The organism is Kribbella polygonati (assembly GCF_050320105.1).
GTDB lineage: Bacteria > Actinomycetota > Actinomycetes > Propionibacteriales > Kribbellaceae > Kribbella.
In genome coordinates, this window is sequence record NZ_CP190129.1 from 8,371,359 (window position 1) to 8,386,412 (window position 15,054).

Below are 15,054 nucleotides of genomic sequence, written 5' to 3' on the forward strand. Positions count from 1 at the left end.
CACCAGCTTGCCCATGTGGGCGCGTCACCGGCGAATCGCCCACCAGTGTAACCACAGCGGCTGTCAACGCCGCCTCGTGTGGCATGCACCACTCGCGTAACGGGTGCCCGCAGGGTGCCGCGCGTCACAGTCGCGGACAGATAAGGTGCCGGGCATGGAGCAGACGGCCTTTGACGATCCCGCCTACCGGGCCGCGGCGGTGGACCTGCTGGGTGTGCTCGCGTACGGCGAGCTGACCGCGTTCGAGCGGATGGCCGAGGACGCCAAGCTGGCGCCGACGCTGGACGACAAGGCGGAGCTGGCGGCGCTGGCGACCACCGAGTTCGGGCACTTCCAGCGGCTCCGCGACCGGCTGGTGGAACTGGGCGTGGACCCGATGGACGCGATGCGGCCGTTCGTCACGCCGCTGGACGCGTTCCACGACCACACCGCGCCGTCGGACTGGCTCGAGGGCCTGGTGAAGGCGTACGTCGGGGACGGCCTGGCGAACGACTTCTACCGGGAGATCGCGTCGTTCGTGGACGCGGGCACGCGGGCGCTGGTGCTGGAGGTGTTCGGGGACTCCGGGCAGGCCGAGTTCGTGGTGGACCGGGTCCGGGCCGCGATCGACGAGGACCCGAAGCTCGGCGGCCGGCTCGCGCTGTGGGGCCGCCGGCTGGTCGGCGAGGCACTCAGCCAGGCGCAGCGGATCGCCGCCGACCGGGACTCGCTGGCCGCGTTGCTGGCCGGCAGTGTCGACCGGCCGGGGCTGGACCTGGCCGCGATCGGCCGGATGTTCACCCGGCTGACCGAGGCCCACACCGCCCGCATGACCGCCCTCGGCCTCCAGGCCTGACCCCGGACAGGGCAACGGCCGCCCTCCCCGGGTTGGGGTGGCGGCCGTTTGATGGTGCTGCCTGGATCAGGCTTTCGCTTTGCTGTTCCGCATCGAGATGATGGCGACCACGATCGCAGCACAGATGATCTGGAGCAGATACTGGATCCAGTCCGGGCCGGGCGTGTCCTTGACTCCGAGGAGTTTCGCGATCAGTCCACCGATGAAGGCGCCGATGCCGCCGCCCAGGATGGTCCAGCCGAGGCTGATGTTCTGCTTGCCGGGGAGCACCAGCCGGGCCAGCGGCCCGAAGATGATGCCCGCGATGAGGCTGACGATGAGCATCCAGATCCAGTAACCCACGATTCCTCCTTCGAGGGGGTGGCGACCTGCGCCTGGTTGGTGCCCCGTGACAACCAGACCAGTTCGGACGCAGGTCTCACCGCAATCGTGCCCGCTGAACGCTTCCGTGCAACCCGGACACGCGCGACTGTGTCCGGAACGCGATCTGAACGGATGCCGTCTAGATCGCGCCGAAGCCGACCTTGCGGGTCGAGACCTCGCCGATCTCGACGTACGCGAGCCGGTCGGCCGGGACGAGGACCTTGCGCCCCTTGTCGTCGGTCAGCTCGAGCAGACCGGACTTCCCGCTGAGCGCGTCGGCGACCAGCTGCTGGACCTCTTCCGGGCTCTGATCGCTCTCCAGAACCAACTCACGATTGGCGTGCTGTACGCCGATCTTGACCTCCACGAAACCCTCCGGGCACACGCTCCGACCGGCGACTCTCGCCGGTGACGCTTCGAGCCTATCCGCTCGCCGTCACCGACCCGCACCCGTCCGCCGAGAGCAGAACCCTCAGCCGTCGGTGCGGGGGAAGCCGCGGATGCCGCGCCAGGCGAGGGAGGCGACGAGGTCGGCGGCGTGTTCCTGGGGGAGCGTCGGGTTGCCGGCGCCGAGCCAGTACCGGGCGCTGACCTGGGCCATGCCGACCAGGCTGACGGCCAGCACCATCGACTGCTCCCGGTTCAGGCCGGCGTCGGCGCTGATCACCTCGGAGACGGCTTCGGCGCAGGCGTGCGTGACCCGGTCGACGCGCTCCCGGACGGCCGGCTCGTTGGTCAGGTCGGACTCGAACACCAGCCGGAAGGCGCCCTGCGCGTTCGCCACGTAGTCGTAGAACGCGTGCATGGTGGCGGCGACCCGGAGCTTGTTGTCCTCGGTCGACTTCAGCGCGTCCTGGACGGAGGCGACGATCGCCTCGCAGGACGTGTCCAGCAGCGCCAGGTACAGCTCCAGCTTGCCGGGGAAGTGCTGGTAGAGGACCGGCTTGGACACCCCGGCGCGGTCGGCGATGTCGTCCATCGCGGCGGCGTGGTACCCGTTCGCGACGAAGACCTCCTGGGCCGCCTCGAGCAGTTGCGCGCGGCGCGCCAGCCGGGGCAGGCGGCTGCCACGCTTGGGTGCGGTCTCCGGTGTCGTCGACACGGCGGGCTCCTTCGATGGTGCTCTCCGGCGGCGGTCGGGGTCCGTCACCAGGTCGTTCCACGAATCCTACCCAGCAGTGCTCCCGGCCAGTAGCTTCCCCACCGTCCGGTCTTCCATCGTGGTAGAGCCAGGACGCTCCAACGTGGTAACGATCGGGTCGCTCAGCGGTAGTCGTCCTCGCCCTCGTCGCCGACCTCGCGGCGCTGTTCCTCGACGTCGGCCGGGTCCGCCTCGGCGGGGAGCGGATCCGCCGCGGTCTGCTCGTCCTCGTCGCGCGGGTCCTCGGAATCGGTGGTGGTCATGCCGGCTCGTCTCCTTCCGGTCAGGTCTTCGGCAGTGGTTGCGGGTCGTCGTACAGGCCGTCGAGCACGTCGCCGTACTCCTCGATCCTGGCCAGTACGTCGTGCGGCAGGAACTTCAGGTCCTGCGGTGTCGTGGCGGCGGCCACCTCGTCCCAGTCGATCGGTGTCGACACGCGGGGCTCGTCGGCGCCGCGGAGCGAGTACGGCGCGAGCGTGGTCTTGGCGCTGGCGTTCTGGCTCCAGTCGATGAAGACCTTGCCGGGCCGGAGCGCCTTCGTCATGTTCGCGGTGACGTTCTCCGGCAGGGCCTCCGCCAACTGCTCGGCCAGCTGCTTGGCGAAGGCACTGGTCTCCCTTGACGACGCGGGCTCGATCGGCACGTACAGGTGCATGCCCTTGTTTCCCGAGGTCTTCGGCCAGCCCTCCAGGTCGTAGTGGTGCAGCAGTTGCCGCAGGGCCAGCGCCACGTCGCAGCACTCGACGATCGACGCTCCCGGACCAGGGTCCAGGTCGAACACGATCAGGTCGGCCTGCGGGTCCTTGCCCTGGTCGGACAGCCCGATCCGCCACTGCGGGACATGCAGTTCGAGCGCGGCCAGGTTCGCCAGCCACACCACGGTCTGTACGTCGTCGCAGACCACGAAGCTCATCTCGTCGCGTCCGGTCGAGCTACCGGGAGTCGGCAGCGTCTCCGTCCGTACCCAGGCCGGCGTACCGCGGGGAGCGTTCTTCTCGAAGAAGAACGGCGCATCCGTCCCGTCAGGCCACCGCTTGCGGGTCAACGGACGGTCGGCCAAGTGTGGCAGCAGCAAGGCCGCCACCTGGTGGTAGTAGTCGATCACCTCGGCCTTGGTGAACCCGGACTGTGGATACAGCACCTTGCCGAGGTTCGTGAGCTTCATGGTCTGCCCGTCGACCTCGGTCGTCAGCTGCTGCTGCGCACCCGCCATAAGTCCCAGTTTCCATCAGCGAACCGGCCTACCATGGGTTCTGTGGATAGTTACGGGCCAGTAACCGGGGATGCCGTACCCGTGGAACTGCAGGAGTGGCCGGAGCGGCGGGTGCCGGTCGCAGGGGTGGAACTGCTGGTCAGGGACCTGCCGGCGACCGCACCGGACCTGCCGCCCGCGTTGTTCGTGCACGGCCTCGGCGGTTCGTCGCTGAACTGGACGGCGCTCGGCGTGCTGCTCAAGGACACCATCAGTGGCATCGCGCCCGACCTGCCGGGCTTCGGCCGTACGCCGTTGTCGGGCGTGACCGGGATCACCGAACAGGCCGAGATCCTCGTGCGGTTGCTGGAGAAGGAGTACGGCGACCGGCCGGTGCACGTGTTCGGGAACTCGATGGGCGGGGCGGCCTCCGTGGCACTGGCCGCGCAACGGCCGGACCTGGTGGCGTCGCTGACCCTCATCTCACCGGCCCTGCCGCATCCGCGCGTGTCTGCGAGTGCCCTGTGGTTCACGGCACTCGCAACGCCGCGGCTCGGTCCTGCTGTGCTGGAGCGGACGCAGCGGCGGCCGTTCGACCAGCGCTTCGAGGCGTCGCTGGCGATGGTGTTCGGGGACCCACGTTCGCTGCCGCCGGAGGTGCGTGCGGCGTACGAGGCCGAGCTGCATCGACGCGACACCGACCCGTGGGGCCGGCAGGCGACGGTGGAGGGTGCCCGCAGCATTCTGCGGTCGTCACTGGCCAGACCGCGCCGGTCGTTGTGGGCGGACGCGGCCACGGTGCAATGCCCGGTGCTGTTGATCTACGGCGGCAAGGACCGTCTGGTTGACGCAAAGATCCGTACCAAGGCGCAGCGCACGTTCCCGAACGCACACCTGCTCTATCTGCCGCAGTCGGGACATGTGGCGCAGATGGAACATCCCGGGGAGGTGGCCCGCGCCTTCCGGCAGCTGATCGAAGGGATTCCGAGGCGCCACTGAGACACGACCGAAGGTCTCGTCGGGTCAACTTGGGCGCGTGATTGGCAGAACCGCCCGAAATCTGTCGTTGGGGATCGCCGTACTTCTGGGGGTGGGGTCGCTGCCGGCGACCGCCGCGCCGCCAGTTGTTGCTCAAAGCAACCAATGGGACGTGCGACCGCTCGCAGCGGGCTACCAAGTGACCCTGCACCTCGACGCGCCGGCACCGCTGCGCGCGTCCCTTCCGCTGTTGGAGGCCGACGGTACGCCGCTGGGCGTCGCCAAGCAGTCGCCCAACCGCAGGACGATGACCCTGGTCACCACCGACCCGGCCGTCCTGACAGCACACGACGTACGCCTCGTCTGGTCCGGAGACCTGGGCAAGGAGGCGAGTAAGAGCCGGGGTATTACTGCCGCGGCCGGCCCAACGGACGGCTACTGGTTGAAAGCGCGGCGCGGTCCGCTACTGCCGGCCGACCCGGGCGCCCTGGGCAAGTACAAGGTGGACACCGCCGAGTACAACCTGGGTGACGAGGCCGTGTACCTGCCTGGCCTCGGGCACCGGTCCGAGCTGCTCGGCAAGGTCTACACGCCGCGCGGTGCGTTCGGACCGCGACCACTGGTCGTCTTCCTGCACGGCCGGCACCAGAACTGCTACGGGGATCCCACAGACCCCAACGGCCTCGACAAGCCGTGGCCTTGCCCCAAGGGGATGAAGCCGGTCCCCAGCTACCGCGGGTACGACGGGCCGGCGACGGCACTGGCCAGCAACGGCTACCAGGTCGTGTCGATCAGCGCCAACGCCATCAACGGCTGGGACGGTGACGCGTACGACGCCGGCGCACAGGCCCGGGCCGAGCTGATCCTGGACCACCTGGCCCTCTGGCGGAAATGGTCCACGGTCGGCGGCGGGCCCTTCGGTACTCGCTTCGTCGGCAAGGTGGACCTGCAGAACGTCGGCCTGATGGGTCACTCACGTGGCGGCGAGGGCGTTGCCCGGGCCGCCGTACTCAACGCGGACCGCGGCGGCCTCTACGGCATCCGTGCGGTACTCCCGCTCGCTCCTACGGACTTCGCGCGTGCCACGGTGCCGGGCGTTGCCATGAGCGTCGTACTGCCGTACTGCGACGGGGACGTGTCCGATCTGGAAGGCCAGCAGTTCTACGACGACACCAGGTACTCCGTGACCGGTGACACCGCGCCACGGTCGACCGTCACGGTGCTGGGCGCGGACCACAACTTCTTCAACACCGAGTGGACGCCAGGGCAGTCGGTGGCTCCGTCCAACGACGACTGGGCCGGTGACGAGAAGGAGTCGCCGTGTGGTGCGAAGACTCCGGGCCGGTTGACGGCGAAGCAGCAGCAGGCTGTCGGTACGGCGTACATCGCGGGCTTCTTCCGGCTGCAGTTGGGACATGAGACGCAGTTCCTGCCGCAATTCGACGGCTCTGACTCGCGGGCTGCGTCTGCCGGCAAGGCCGTCGTACGGGTGGTGTCCCAGGCGCCGTTGGCGTCGCGGGAGGATCTGAACCACTTCGACACGGCTCTACCGGCCGGGGCGGTCACCGGGAAGGCTACGGCGACCGTGTGCGCCGGTGTGACCAGTACGGCGGTCAGGGCCGCGCTGCCGACGTGCATGAGTACCGACGACTGGGCCAACGCCCCGCACTGGACCACAGCCTGGTTCGCGTCGAAGACACCGACCACCGCGGTCACCAAGCTCAAGTGGAGCGGCACCAACGGGGTAGTGCGCATTGCTGTCCCTGCCTGGCAGCGTGACGTACGGCGGTTCGCCGCCCTCACGTTCCGCGCCGCACCGGACCCGGCAGGTAAACCGACGACGGACCTGACCGTCCGTGTGGTCGACGGGCAGGGGCGGGCGGTCGCCGTACCTGTGTCCACCGTCAGCGACGCACTGGTACGGATGCCTGGCGCCAACGGCAACGGGCTGCCGAAGAACCTGCTGCGGACGGTACGGATCCCGTTGACGTCGCTGAAGGGCGTGGACCTGAGCGATGTGCGCAGCGTGGAGCTACGGACGGACAGGGTCGCCACGGGGTCGGCGTACGTGAGTGACTTGAGCTTCTCGAGCCCCGGGCTCGGGCTGTCGGCGCCGGCGGTCCTGCTGCCGAAGTTGTCCGCTTCGAACGTCACCGTGAAGGAAGGGGACAAGGGCACGCACACCATGGACTTCTGGGTCCGGCTGTCGCGGCCGAGCATCCGGCCGGTCACCGTGTACGCCGAGACCAACGGGGAGCTGGGGGAGTCTGTAGGCGAGGTAGCGCGCCGGCTGGTGTTCAAGCCGGGCCAGGTACGTCAAAAGGTGACTGTGCCCGTCACAGGGAACACCCGAGACAGCTACGACCTCCCGTTCAGCCTGGTGCTGTCCGCACCGCACGAGGCGCTGCTGAACGAGTCCTTCGGGCACGGCTTGGTTCTTGACGACGACCCAACGCCGAAGCTCACCCTCGGCAACCTGAAGACCGTGGAGAAGGCGGGCGTCGTCAACTTCCCGGTCAAGCTGTCCGCACCGAGCGACAAGTACATCACCTTCTCCGGCGTGCTCAAGGACGGTACGGCGGTGATCCGGAAGGACTACGCCAGCGTCAACGACGACGGCACCGGGCCGGTGAGCCGGGCCGTCGACGGGTACGTCGAACCCGGGACGACGACCGGTGAGCTGCAGGTGAAGATCCTCGACGACAAGGTCAAGGAGCCGACCGAGACATTTAGCGTGGTGATCGACACCGTCGACGGCGCCGTGCTGAAGGTCCCGACCACGCTCACCGGCACGATCACCGACAACGACTGAGACGGGGGTACCGGGATGTGGACTCTGTCGGGGGCTGTTGGGATAGTGCGGGAACATGGAGGCGGGACAGATGGTTGAAAACCGGAGATCCCGTCCGACGTCTTCCTGAGGAGCCGACACGTGTCACTGCCACCGCTGGTCGAACCGGCCGACGAGCTGACGATTGACGAGGTGCGGCGGTATTCGCGGCATCTGATCATCCCCGAGGTCGGGATGGCCGGGCAGAAGCGGCTGAAGAACGCCAAGGTGCTGGTGATCGGCGCCGGCGGTCTCGGCAGCCCCGCGCTGCTCTACCTGGCCGCCGCCGGTGTCGGCACGCTCGGCATCGTCGAGTTCGACACCGTCGACGAGTCCAACCTGCAGCGCCAGGTCATCCACGGCCAGTCCGACGTGGGCAAGTCCAAGGCGCAGTCCGCCAAGGAGTCCATCCTCGAGGTCAACCCGTACACGAACGTCGTCCTGCACGAGACCCGGCTGGACAACGACAACGTGTTCGAGATCTTCGAGCCGTACGACCTGATCGTCGACGGCACCGACAACTTCGCCACCAGGTACCTGGTGAACGACGCCGCGGTGCTGCTGCACAAGCCGTACGTGTGGGGCTCGATCTTCCGCTTCGACGGCCAGGTCAGCGTGTTCTGGGCCGACAACGGCCCGTGCTACCGCTGCCTGTACCCGGAGCCTCCGCCGCCCGGCATGGTGCCGTCCTGCGCCGAGGGCGGTGTCCTCGGCGTGCTCTGCGCGTCGGTCGGCGCCGCGCAGGTCACCGAGGCGATCAAGCTGCTCACCGGGATCGGCGACCCGTCGCTGGGCCGGCTGAACATCTACGAGGCGCTCGACCTCAACTGGCGTTCGCTGAAGGTCCGCAAGGACCCGAACTGCGCCATCTGCGGCGAGCACCCGACCGTCACCGAGCTGATCGACTACGAGAGCTTCTGCGGCGCGATCACCGAGGAGGCGGCCGACGCGGCCGCCGGCTCGACGATCTCGGTCAAGCAGCTCAGCGAGTGGATCAAGCTGAAGGAGAACGGCGAGAAGGACTTCGTCCTGATCGACGTCCGGGAGCCGAACGAGTACGAGATCAACCGGATCCCGGGCTCGGTGCTGATCCCGAAGGCGGACTTCCAGACCGGCGTGGCGCTGGAGAAGCTGCCGCAGGACAAGCAGTTGGTCTTCCACTGCAAGTCCGGCGTCCGCTCCGCCGAGGTCCTCGCCATCGCCAAGGGCGCCGGCTTCGCGGACGCCGTGCACGTCGGTGGTGGCGTGGTCGCCTGGGTCGACCAGATCGACCCGAGCCAGCCTTCGTACTAAAACGGCATCCTGCACGAAGCGACTGCCTCGGTGGCTACCGGATCGCCGGTAACCACCGGGGCGTTGTCGCGTCCGGACAGGGTTCGCATGTAGCCGACCGCGTCCACCGCGGCGCGACCCACCGGCGCACCCCTCCCGAGCTGATAGGTCCCACCTCCCGCGCCCGTCAGTTCCACCTCGACCGCCGGCCGCTCGCCCCACCACGGGCCGTCGATCACGTCGTACATCACCTGCGCGACCAGCTCCTCGCCGTACAGCCCGGTGTCGAACGGGCGGCCCAGCGCCTGGCAGACGTCGTCGCGGTGCATCCACAGGTCCCGCGCCAGCAGGATGTCGTGGATGTACCCGAGGTTCATCCGGAATCCGTTGAACGTCATCGACACCCGCCGCAGCAACCCCGGCTCCGTCGAGATCCGCTCGGTTGCGCGCGACCACACCTCGTCGAACGACGTCCGCAGCCGCGCCGGCGGCGTACCGCGGTGCTCGTCGGCCTGGACCATCATGTGTGCGTCGATCCGCGGCACGTCCGGATAGACCTGCTTCGCCTTCCGGTACCGCCGCGGGAACGACATCAGGCTGTTGACGTCCTCCGCCTGCCCGATCAGGTGCCCGGCGATGTCCGCGACGTCCCACTCGTCGCAGACCGTACGGCGCTGCCAGTCGTCCCCCTCGATCGACGCGAGCAGTTCGTGCCACGCCCGGAGCTCGGCGTCCCGGTGGGTCCGGCACTGCGGGCGCCCGGCCCGCCCGATCCGCTCCGCGAGTACTGCGGTCATCGTTACCCCCTGGTTGGTGCGTAGTACCGGTAGAACATCTCGAGTACGACGGGAAGCAGCCGGCTGAACCGCCCCTCGTCGAACGACGCGTCCGGCTCGTTCGCCAGCTGCTGCGAGAGCACGCCCGCCGTGATCGACGTGAACACCGCCAGCCCCTCCTCGCTCGCGGCGTCCGGATGCAACCGGCCGCCGTCGACCCCTGCCTGGAGCTGCGCGCGTACGTCGGCCAGCGCCTCCTGTGCCGGCGCGTACGCCTCCGGGCTCGGCACGAACCCGGGGATCGTCCGCCAGAACAGCAGCTGCGAGTAGACCGGGTTCCGCATGCTCCAGCGCGCGAACGCGGTGGTTCCGATCCGGTGCAGCTCGAGGACGTCGCCGGTGGCAGCGGCCGCGACCGCCTCCCGCTGCGAGGCGAGGAACAGCTCGGCGCCACGCTGGAACAACGCGTCGTAGATCGCCATCTTCGACGGGAAGTACTGGTACAGCGACGGCGGCCGCATGCCGAGCCGCCGCGCCACCGCGGACAGGCTGAGCGCCGCGACCCCCTCGCTGCTCATCAGTTCGATGGCGACGTCGAGGATCTCCGCGATCGTCCCCTGACGGCGGCGGGTACGGCGGTCCGGCGCGGCAGTGCTCATACCCTGAGGAAAACCTAACGGCATTAGGGATGTCAATACCCCGTAGACTGTCCCTGGTGGCGCGTACTGTCTGAAGGCATGTGCAGAAACATCACCGTGCTCCGGGGACTCGAGCCGTCCGCGACCTCCGAGGAGATCTACGCGGCCGCGTTGCAGTACGTCCGAAAGGTGACCGGCGTCGGCTCGCTGAGCGCGACCACGCGCGGCCCGATCGAGCGCGCGGCCACCGAGGTCGCCCGCATCACCGAGCAACTCCTCGACGAGATGCCGGCCCGCCGTACCCCACCACAGACGGTGCCACCACTGCGCCGCCCCGAGGTCCGCGCCCGCCTCGGCCTGGACTGACCCGGGGGTAGTCTCGCCCACGGGACTCGGTTGCCTCTAGGGAGGGCGCAGATGCGGTTCGCGATCAAGACCAGGCCGGAGCACACCACCTGGCAGCAGATGCGGGACGTGTGGGTCGCGGCGGACCAGTTCGAGATCTTCGAGTCCGCCTGGCACTGGGACCACTTCTATCCGCTCACCGGTGACATGCAGGGCCCGAACCTGGAGGCCTGGACGACGCTCGCCGCGCTGGCGCAGGCGACCTCGCGGATCCGGCTCGGCTGCCAGGTGACCGGGATGATCTACCGGCATCCGGCGGTGCTCGCGAACATGGCCGCGACCACCGACATCATCTCGGGCGGCCGGCTCGAGCTCGGCATCGGCGCCGGCTGGAACGAGATGGAGACCGCGGCGTACGGCATCGAGCTGTACGGGCTGAAGGAGCGTTTCGACCGGTTCGACGAGGGCACCCAGGCGATCATCGCGCTGCTCACCGAGAAGGTTGCGAACTTCGACGGCAAGTACGTCAAGCTCACCGACGCGTACTGCAACCCGAAGCCGGTGCAGACGCCGCATCCGCCGATCACGATCGGCGGCAGGGGCCCGAAACGGACACTCGGCGCGGTCGCCAGGTGGGCGCAGCAATGGAACGCGATCGTCCAGGGCACCGACGACTGGAAGTCGCTCAAGAACGTCCTGGTCCAGCGCTGCGCGGAGGTCGGCCGCGACGTCGGCGAGATCACCTGCTCGGTGAATGTCCGGATCGACCCGGACGCCCCGCTCGACAAGGCGGTCGCCGAAGCAGCGGCGTACGGCGAGGCCGGCGTCGACCTGGTGATCATGAACCTGCCGCTGGACGCGGGCCCGTCGGTCCTGGAGCCGCTCGCGAAGGCGCTCGCCCCACTCGCCTAGATTGTGCGTGTGGATCGGGAGGAGTACGTCGAGGCGGTACTGCAGGCCGTGGAGTCGATTCCGGCGGGCAGCGTCGCGACGTACGGCGACATCGCCGAGTACGTCGGCCAGGGCGGACCGCGGCAGGTCGGCGCGATCATGCGCGAGTACGGCGCGAGCGTGCCGTGGTGGCGGGTGATCCGCGCGTCCGGCGTACCGGCCGACGAGGTCGGTGACGAGCAGCTGCACCGGCTCCGGTCCGACGGCGTCCGGATCACCAACGGCCGGGTGAATCTGCGCGAGACCCGTTGGGATCCGCGTCCGCTTTCCGGCTGACCGGGCGAACGCCGGGGCGCCGGTTCGCGAACTGTCGGTGGCGTCTGCTGGGATGATGCGATGGTCGGCAGACAGGGTTCCCGGTACCGGTTGGTGCGGGCCGCGGGGCGTGCGACGGAGACGCCCGTCCTGGACGCCGACCAGCAGGCTGTGGTGGATCACGCCGGCGGACCGTTGCTCGTGCTCGCGGGGCCGGGGACCGGGAAGACGACGACGTTGGTGGAGGCCGTCGTCGACCGGGTGCGGAACCGCGGGCTGAGCCCGGACGAGGTGCTGGTGCTGACGTTCGGCCGGAAGGCGGCGACCGAGCTGCGGGACCGGATCACCGGGCGACTCGGGCGGACCACGCGGGTGATGCCGTCGATGACGTTCCACGCGTTCTGCTACGCGTTGCTGCGGCGGTTCACGCCCGCCGACGCGTTCGACGTACCGCTGCGGCTGCCGTCCGGGCCGGAGCAGTCGTTGCGGTTGACCGAGGCGTTGTCGGGCAGTCGTGAGGTCGGCGCGGTGCACTGGCCGGGCAGCCTGCATCCGGCGCTGAACACGCGCGGGTTCACCGACGAGGTGCAGGCCGTGATCGGTAAGGCGCGGCAGCTGGGGCTGGACCCGGAGGACCTGTCCGCGATCGGGCGGTCGGCGGAGCGGGCCGAGTGGGTCGCGGTCGGCGACTTCTTCGAGGAGTACCTGCAGGTTCTCGACGCGGAGCAGGTGCTGGACTACTCGGAGCTGATCCACCGCGCGGTGATCCTGGCGCAGCAGCCGTCGGTGCGGGCGAAGCTGCGGACCGAGTTCAAGGCCGTGTTCGTGGACGAGTACCAGGACACCGATCCGGGGCAGACCAAGCTGCTGCAGGCGATCGCGGGCGACGGGCGCGACCTGGTCGTGGTCGGCGATCCGGACCAGTCGATCTACACGTTCCGCGGCGCGGACGTGCGCGGGCTGCTGCGGTTCACCGACGAGTTCCGGACCCGCGACGGCGCGGCGGCGGCGCAGATCGCGCTGGGTACGACGCGGCGCTTCGGGACCACGCTGCAACGCGTCTCGCGGAACGTCGTCAACCGCCTCGGCGTACCGGGGTCGCTGGATCGGGACACGTTCGAGCGCTTCCGGAACCCGGACGCGTCGACGTGTGTCTACGGTCCCGGAAAGGTCGAGGCGAACCTGTACTCGACGGGCGGCGCCGAGCTCGAACACATCGCGGACCTGCTCCGCCGGGCGCACGTCCAGGACGGCATCGGCTGGAACGAGATGGCCGTCCTCGTCCGGTCCGGCAGCCGGTCGATCCCGCCGCTGCGCCGGGCGCTGGCCGCGGCCGGAATTCCCGTCGACGTGGCCGGTGACGAGTTGCCGCTGTCGCGGGAGCCCGCCGTACGGCCGATGCTGCTGGCGCTGCGGGCGGTCGCGGACCCCGAGACGCTGACCGTGGACGTCGTACGGGCGTTGGCGCTGTCGCCGTTGGGGGCGATGGACGCGGGGCAGTTGCGGCGGCTGGCCCGGGTACTGCGGCGGCGCGACCGGGAGGCGGCGGGTGGTCAGCGACTGCCACGGTCGTCGGACGAGCTGCTCCGGGAGGCGCTGCTGAACCCGTTGCTGCTGGACGAGGAGGCGTCGCCGGCCGAGGCGCGGTTCGCGGCGCTGGGCGAGCGGTTGCTCAAGGCAAGGAACATCGTGACCGCGGGCGCGGCGCCGGACGAGGTGATGTGGTCGCTGTGGGCGGACTCGCCGTGGCTGCGGCGGTTGCGCGGTCAGGCGAGCTCCGGCGGCGAGACGGCGCGGACCGCGAACCGGGACCTGGACTCGTTGTGCGCGCTGTTCGACGCGGCCGGCCGGGCCGAGGAACAGGTCGGTTTCAAAGGGGTTTCGGCGTTCCTGTCCGAGTTGGAGTCGCTGGACATCGCGGGCGACAACCGGTTCGACGGGACGTACCGGGAGGCCGGCGTCCAGCTGATGACGGCGCACCGGTCGAAGGGTCTGCAGTGGCGGCTGGTCGTGGTGGCGTCGGTGCAGGAGGGGCAGTGGCCGGACCTGCGGCGGCGCGGGTCGCTGCTGGAGCCCGACCGGCTGGGACCTGACGGGCTGATCGATCCGTTGTCGGCGGGCGCGTTGCTGGCCGAGGAGAGACGGCTGTTCTACGTCGCGATCACGCGGGCGCGCGAGCGGCTGATCGTGACCGCCGTCCAGGCACCCGAGGCGGACGGCGATCAGCCGTCGCGGTTCCTGGCCGAGCTGGACATTCCGTTGAAGCTGGTGGCCGGGCGGCCGCGGCGGCCGCTGTCGTTGCCCGGTCTGGTCGCGGATCTGCGCTGCGTGCTGGCGGATCCGGCGTCGTCGCCGGCGTTGAAGCGGGTCGCGGCGGACCGGCTGGCGCAGCTGGCCGACGCCGTGGACGACCGCGAGCAGGCGCTGGTGCCGACGGCCGACCCGGCGCGCTGGTGGGGTGTGCGGGAGCGGACCGAGTCGGTGCGGCCGATCGCGGATCCGTCCGAACCCGTCCCGCTGTCGGGGAGCGCGTTGACGACGATCGTGGACTGCCCGTTGCGGTGGTTCCTGACCCGGCGCGCGGGCGGGGAGACGCCGAGTACGTCGGCGATCGGGTTCGGCATGGTGCTGCACACGCTGGCGGACGCGGTCGCGACCGGGACGCTGCCGCCGTCGGTGGACGAGCTGAACGGATGGCTCGACAAGGTGTGGACGCAGCTCGAGTTCGAGTCGGCGTGGATCTCGGACCGGGAGCGGGCCGAGGCGGAGCTCGCGCTGCGCCGGTTCGTCGCGTGGCATCAGGGCCGGCCGGACCGGACGCTGGTCGGTACCGAGGTGGACTTCGACGTACTGCTGCCGGACGAGGAGCACCCTTCGGTCCGGGTGAAGGGCCGGATGGACCGGGTCGAAACCGATCCGGAGGGGACGGTCCGGGTGGTCGACCTGAAGACCGGGCGGAACATCCCGACCAAGCCGGCGCTGGCGCGCCACGTACAGCTGGCGATCTACCAGCGCGCGATCAACTCCCGCCAGTTGAAGAACCTCGCCGAGTCCGGCGGCGCCGAGCTCGTCCAGCTGCGCCACGACGACAACGGCGGCTTCCCGAAGGTTCAGCACCAAGGCCCGTTGGAGACCGACGAGGACGGCCGGACCTGGCTCGACGAGGCGGTCGACGACGCCGAGAAGCTGATCCGCTCCGAGGATTTCGTTGCCACCCGCAACGACGGCTGCGCCCGCTGTGAGGCCCGCGCACTCTGCCCCATCCAGCCCGAAGGCCGGGAGATCGTATGACCTGTCAGCCCACGGCCCCGAGCATCCAACTCCCGGAGGTGTGCACACCTCGTGAGGGCGGCGGTCCGCTCCCGGAGGCGTACGCACCCGGTGGGGGCGGCGGCCGGCTCTCGGGGGTGTGGACACTCGGCGGGGGCGGTGAACAGGAAATAGCCTGTGTTGTGCCCCCGGTTCCTGTGCAGCGGAC

15 protein-coding genes are annotated in these 15,054 nt (G+C 69.6%); 8 read left to right on the forward strand and 7 right to left on the reverse strand.

Annotated elements, in window-relative coordinates; all coding sequences use genetic code 11:
- Positions 1–154: 154 nt before the first annotated feature.
- Positions 155–835, forward strand: a complete 681-nt coding sequence (locus ACQHIV_RS40380; RefSeq protein ID WP_427889776.1) for a ferritin-like fold-containing protein — start codon at positions 155–157, stop codon at positions 833–835.
- A gap of 66 nt (positions 836–901) precedes the next feature.
- On the opposite strand, the gene ACQHIV_RS40385 is transcribed toward ACQHIV_RS40380, so the two are convergent.
- The 5 genes from ACQHIV_RS40385 to ligD form a co-directional block, all read right to left on the reverse strand.
- On the reverse strand, positions 902–1,177 hold the full coding sequence (locus ACQHIV_RS40385; protein WP_427889778.1) for a GlsB/YeaQ/YmgE family stress response membrane protein: 276 nt from the start codon (positions 1,175–1,177) through the stop codon (positions 902–904).
- A gap of 160 nt (positions 1,178–1,337) precedes the next feature.
- The gene (locus ACQHIV_RS40390) at positions 1,338–1,565 is read right to left on the reverse strand and encodes a DUF3107 domain-containing protein (RefSeq protein WP_209693502.1); all 228 of its coding nucleotides are present in this window, start codon (positions 1,563–1,565) and stop codon (positions 1,338–1,340) included.
- Positions 1,566–1,670: 105 nt separating this feature from the next.
- On the reverse strand, positions 1,671–2,300 hold the full coding sequence (locus tag ACQHIV_RS40395; RefSeq protein ID WP_209693503.1) for a TetR/AcrR family transcriptional regulator: 630 nt from the start codon (positions 2,298–2,300) through the stop codon (positions 1,671–1,673).
- Between the two features lie 161 nt (positions 2,301–2,461).
- Positions 2,462–2,602: a hypothetical protein gene (locus tag ACQHIV_RS40400; RefSeq protein ID WP_427889780.1), complete on the reverse strand. Its 141-nt coding sequence runs from the start codon at positions 2,600–2,602 to the stop codon at positions 2,462–2,464.
- 20 nt (positions 2,603–2,622) lie between these two features.
- Complete coding sequence (gene ligD, locus ACQHIV_RS40405) at positions 2,623–3,552, reverse strand: non-homologous end-joining DNA ligase (protein WP_427889782.1); 930 nt, start codon at positions 3,550–3,552, stop codon at positions 2,623–2,625.
- Positions 3,553–3,594: 42 nt separating this feature from the next.
- Between ligD and ACQHIV_RS40410 the strand changes: the two genes are divergently transcribed.
- The 3 genes from ACQHIV_RS40410 (at position 3,595) to moeZ (ending at position 8,632) form a co-directional block, all read left to right on the forward strand.
- Positions 3,595–4,530 (forward strand): alpha/beta fold hydrolase, encoded by a 936-nt coding sequence (locus ACQHIV_RS40410; protein ID WP_427889784.1) that lies wholly within the window; start codon positions 3,595–3,597, stop codon positions 4,528–4,530.
- 151 nt (positions 4,531–4,681) lie between these two features.
- Entirely contained in the window at positions 4,682–7,321 is a 2,640-nt protein-coding gene (locus ACQHIV_RS40415; protein ID WP_427889786.1) for a Calx-beta domain-containing protein, read from the forward strand.
- 120 nt (positions 7,322–7,441) lie between these two features.
- On the forward strand, positions 7,442–8,632 hold the full coding sequence (moeZ, locus tag ACQHIV_RS40420; protein WP_427889788.1) for an adenylyltransferase/sulfurtransferase MoeZ: 1,191 nt from the start codon (positions 7,442–7,444) through the stop codon (positions 8,630–8,632).
- Here the strand turns inward: moeZ and ACQHIV_RS40425 are convergent.
- Together ACQHIV_RS40425 and ACQHIV_RS40430 are read right to left on the reverse strand one after the other, a co-directional pair.
- The gene (locus ACQHIV_RS40425) at positions 8,629–9,408 is read right to left on the reverse strand and encodes a maleylpyruvate isomerase family mycothiol-dependent enzyme (RefSeq protein WP_427889790.1); all 780 of its coding nucleotides are present in this window, start codon (positions 9,406–9,408) and stop codon (positions 8,629–8,631) included. The genes moeZ and ACQHIV_RS40425 overlap by 4 nt on opposite strands.
- Before the next feature lie 2 nt (positions 9,409–9,410).
- Positions 9,411–10,046, reverse strand: coding sequence for a TetR/AcrR family transcriptional regulator (locus ACQHIV_RS40430; RefSeq protein WP_427889791.1), 636 nt, complete (start codon positions 10,044–10,046; stop codon positions 9,411–9,413).
- 78 nt (positions 10,047–10,124) lie between these two features.
- On the opposite strand from ACQHIV_RS40430, the gene ACQHIV_RS40435 reads away from it, so the two are divergent.
- The 4 genes from ACQHIV_RS40435 to ACQHIV_RS40450 are packed head-to-tail and all read left to right on the forward strand — an operon-like array spanning position 10,125 to position 14,867.
- Positions 10,125–10,391 carry a DUF2277 domain-containing protein gene (locus ACQHIV_RS40435; protein ID WP_427889793.1) on the forward strand — a complete coding sequence of 89 codons (267 nt, stop codon included), beginning with the start codon at positions 10,125–10,127 and terminating at the stop codon, positions 10,389–10,391.
- A 51-nt stretch (positions 10,392–10,442) separates the two neighbouring features.
- Positions 10,443–11,282: a TIGR03560 family F420-dependent LLM class oxidoreductase gene (locus ACQHIV_RS40440; RefSeq protein WP_427889795.1), complete on the forward strand. Its 840-nt coding sequence runs from the start codon at positions 10,443–10,445 to the stop codon at positions 11,280–11,282.
- A 9-nt stretch (positions 11,283–11,291) separates the two neighbouring features.
- On the forward strand, positions 11,292–11,597 hold the full coding sequence (locus tag ACQHIV_RS40445; RefSeq protein WP_427889796.1) for an MGMT family protein: 306 nt from the start codon (positions 11,292–11,294) through the stop codon (positions 11,595–11,597).
- Positions 11,598–11,657: 60 nt separating this feature from the next.
- Positions 11,658–14,867, forward strand: coding sequence for an ATP-dependent helicase (locus ACQHIV_RS40450; protein WP_427889798.1), 3,210 nt, complete (start codon positions 11,658–11,660; stop codon positions 14,865–14,867).
- The last annotated feature ends 187 nt before the right edge of the window (positions 14,868–15,054 follow it).

Excerpts from the sequence above, each read along its gene's own strand:
- ACQHIV_RS40380 (WP_427889776.1), top strand. The coding sequence starts at position 155 with ATGGAGCAGACGGCCTTTGACGATCCCGCCTACCGGGCCGCGGCGGTG.
- ACQHIV_RS40400 (WP_427889780.1), bottom strand. The coding sequence starts at position 2,602 with ATGACCACCACCGATTCCGAGGACCCGCGCGACGAGGACGAGCAGACC.
- ligD (WP_427889782.1), bottom strand. The coding sequence starts at position 3,552 with ATGGCGGGTGCGCAGCAGCAGCTGACGACCGAGGTCGACGGGCAGACC.
- ACQHIV_RS40425 (WP_427889790.1), bottom strand. The coding sequence starts at position 9,408 with ATGACCGCAGTACTCGCGGAGCGGATCGGGCGGGCCGGGCGCCCGCAG.
- ACQHIV_RS40430 (WP_427889791.1), bottom strand. The coding sequence starts at position 10,046 with ATGAGCACTGCCGCGCCGGACCGCCGTACCCGCCGCCGTCAGGGGACG.
- ACQHIV_RS40435 (WP_427889793.1), top strand. The coding sequence starts at position 10,125 with ATGTGCAGAAACATCACCGTGCTCCGGGGACTCGAGCCGTCCGCGACC.
- ACQHIV_RS40440 (WP_427889795.1), top strand. The coding sequence starts at position 10,443 with ATGCGGTTCGCGATCAAGACCAGGCCGGAGCACACCACCTGGCAGCAG.
- ACQHIV_RS40450 (WP_427889798.1), top strand. The coding sequence starts at position 11,658 with ATGGTCGGCAGACAGGGTTCCCGGTACCGGTTGGTGCGGGCCGCGGGG.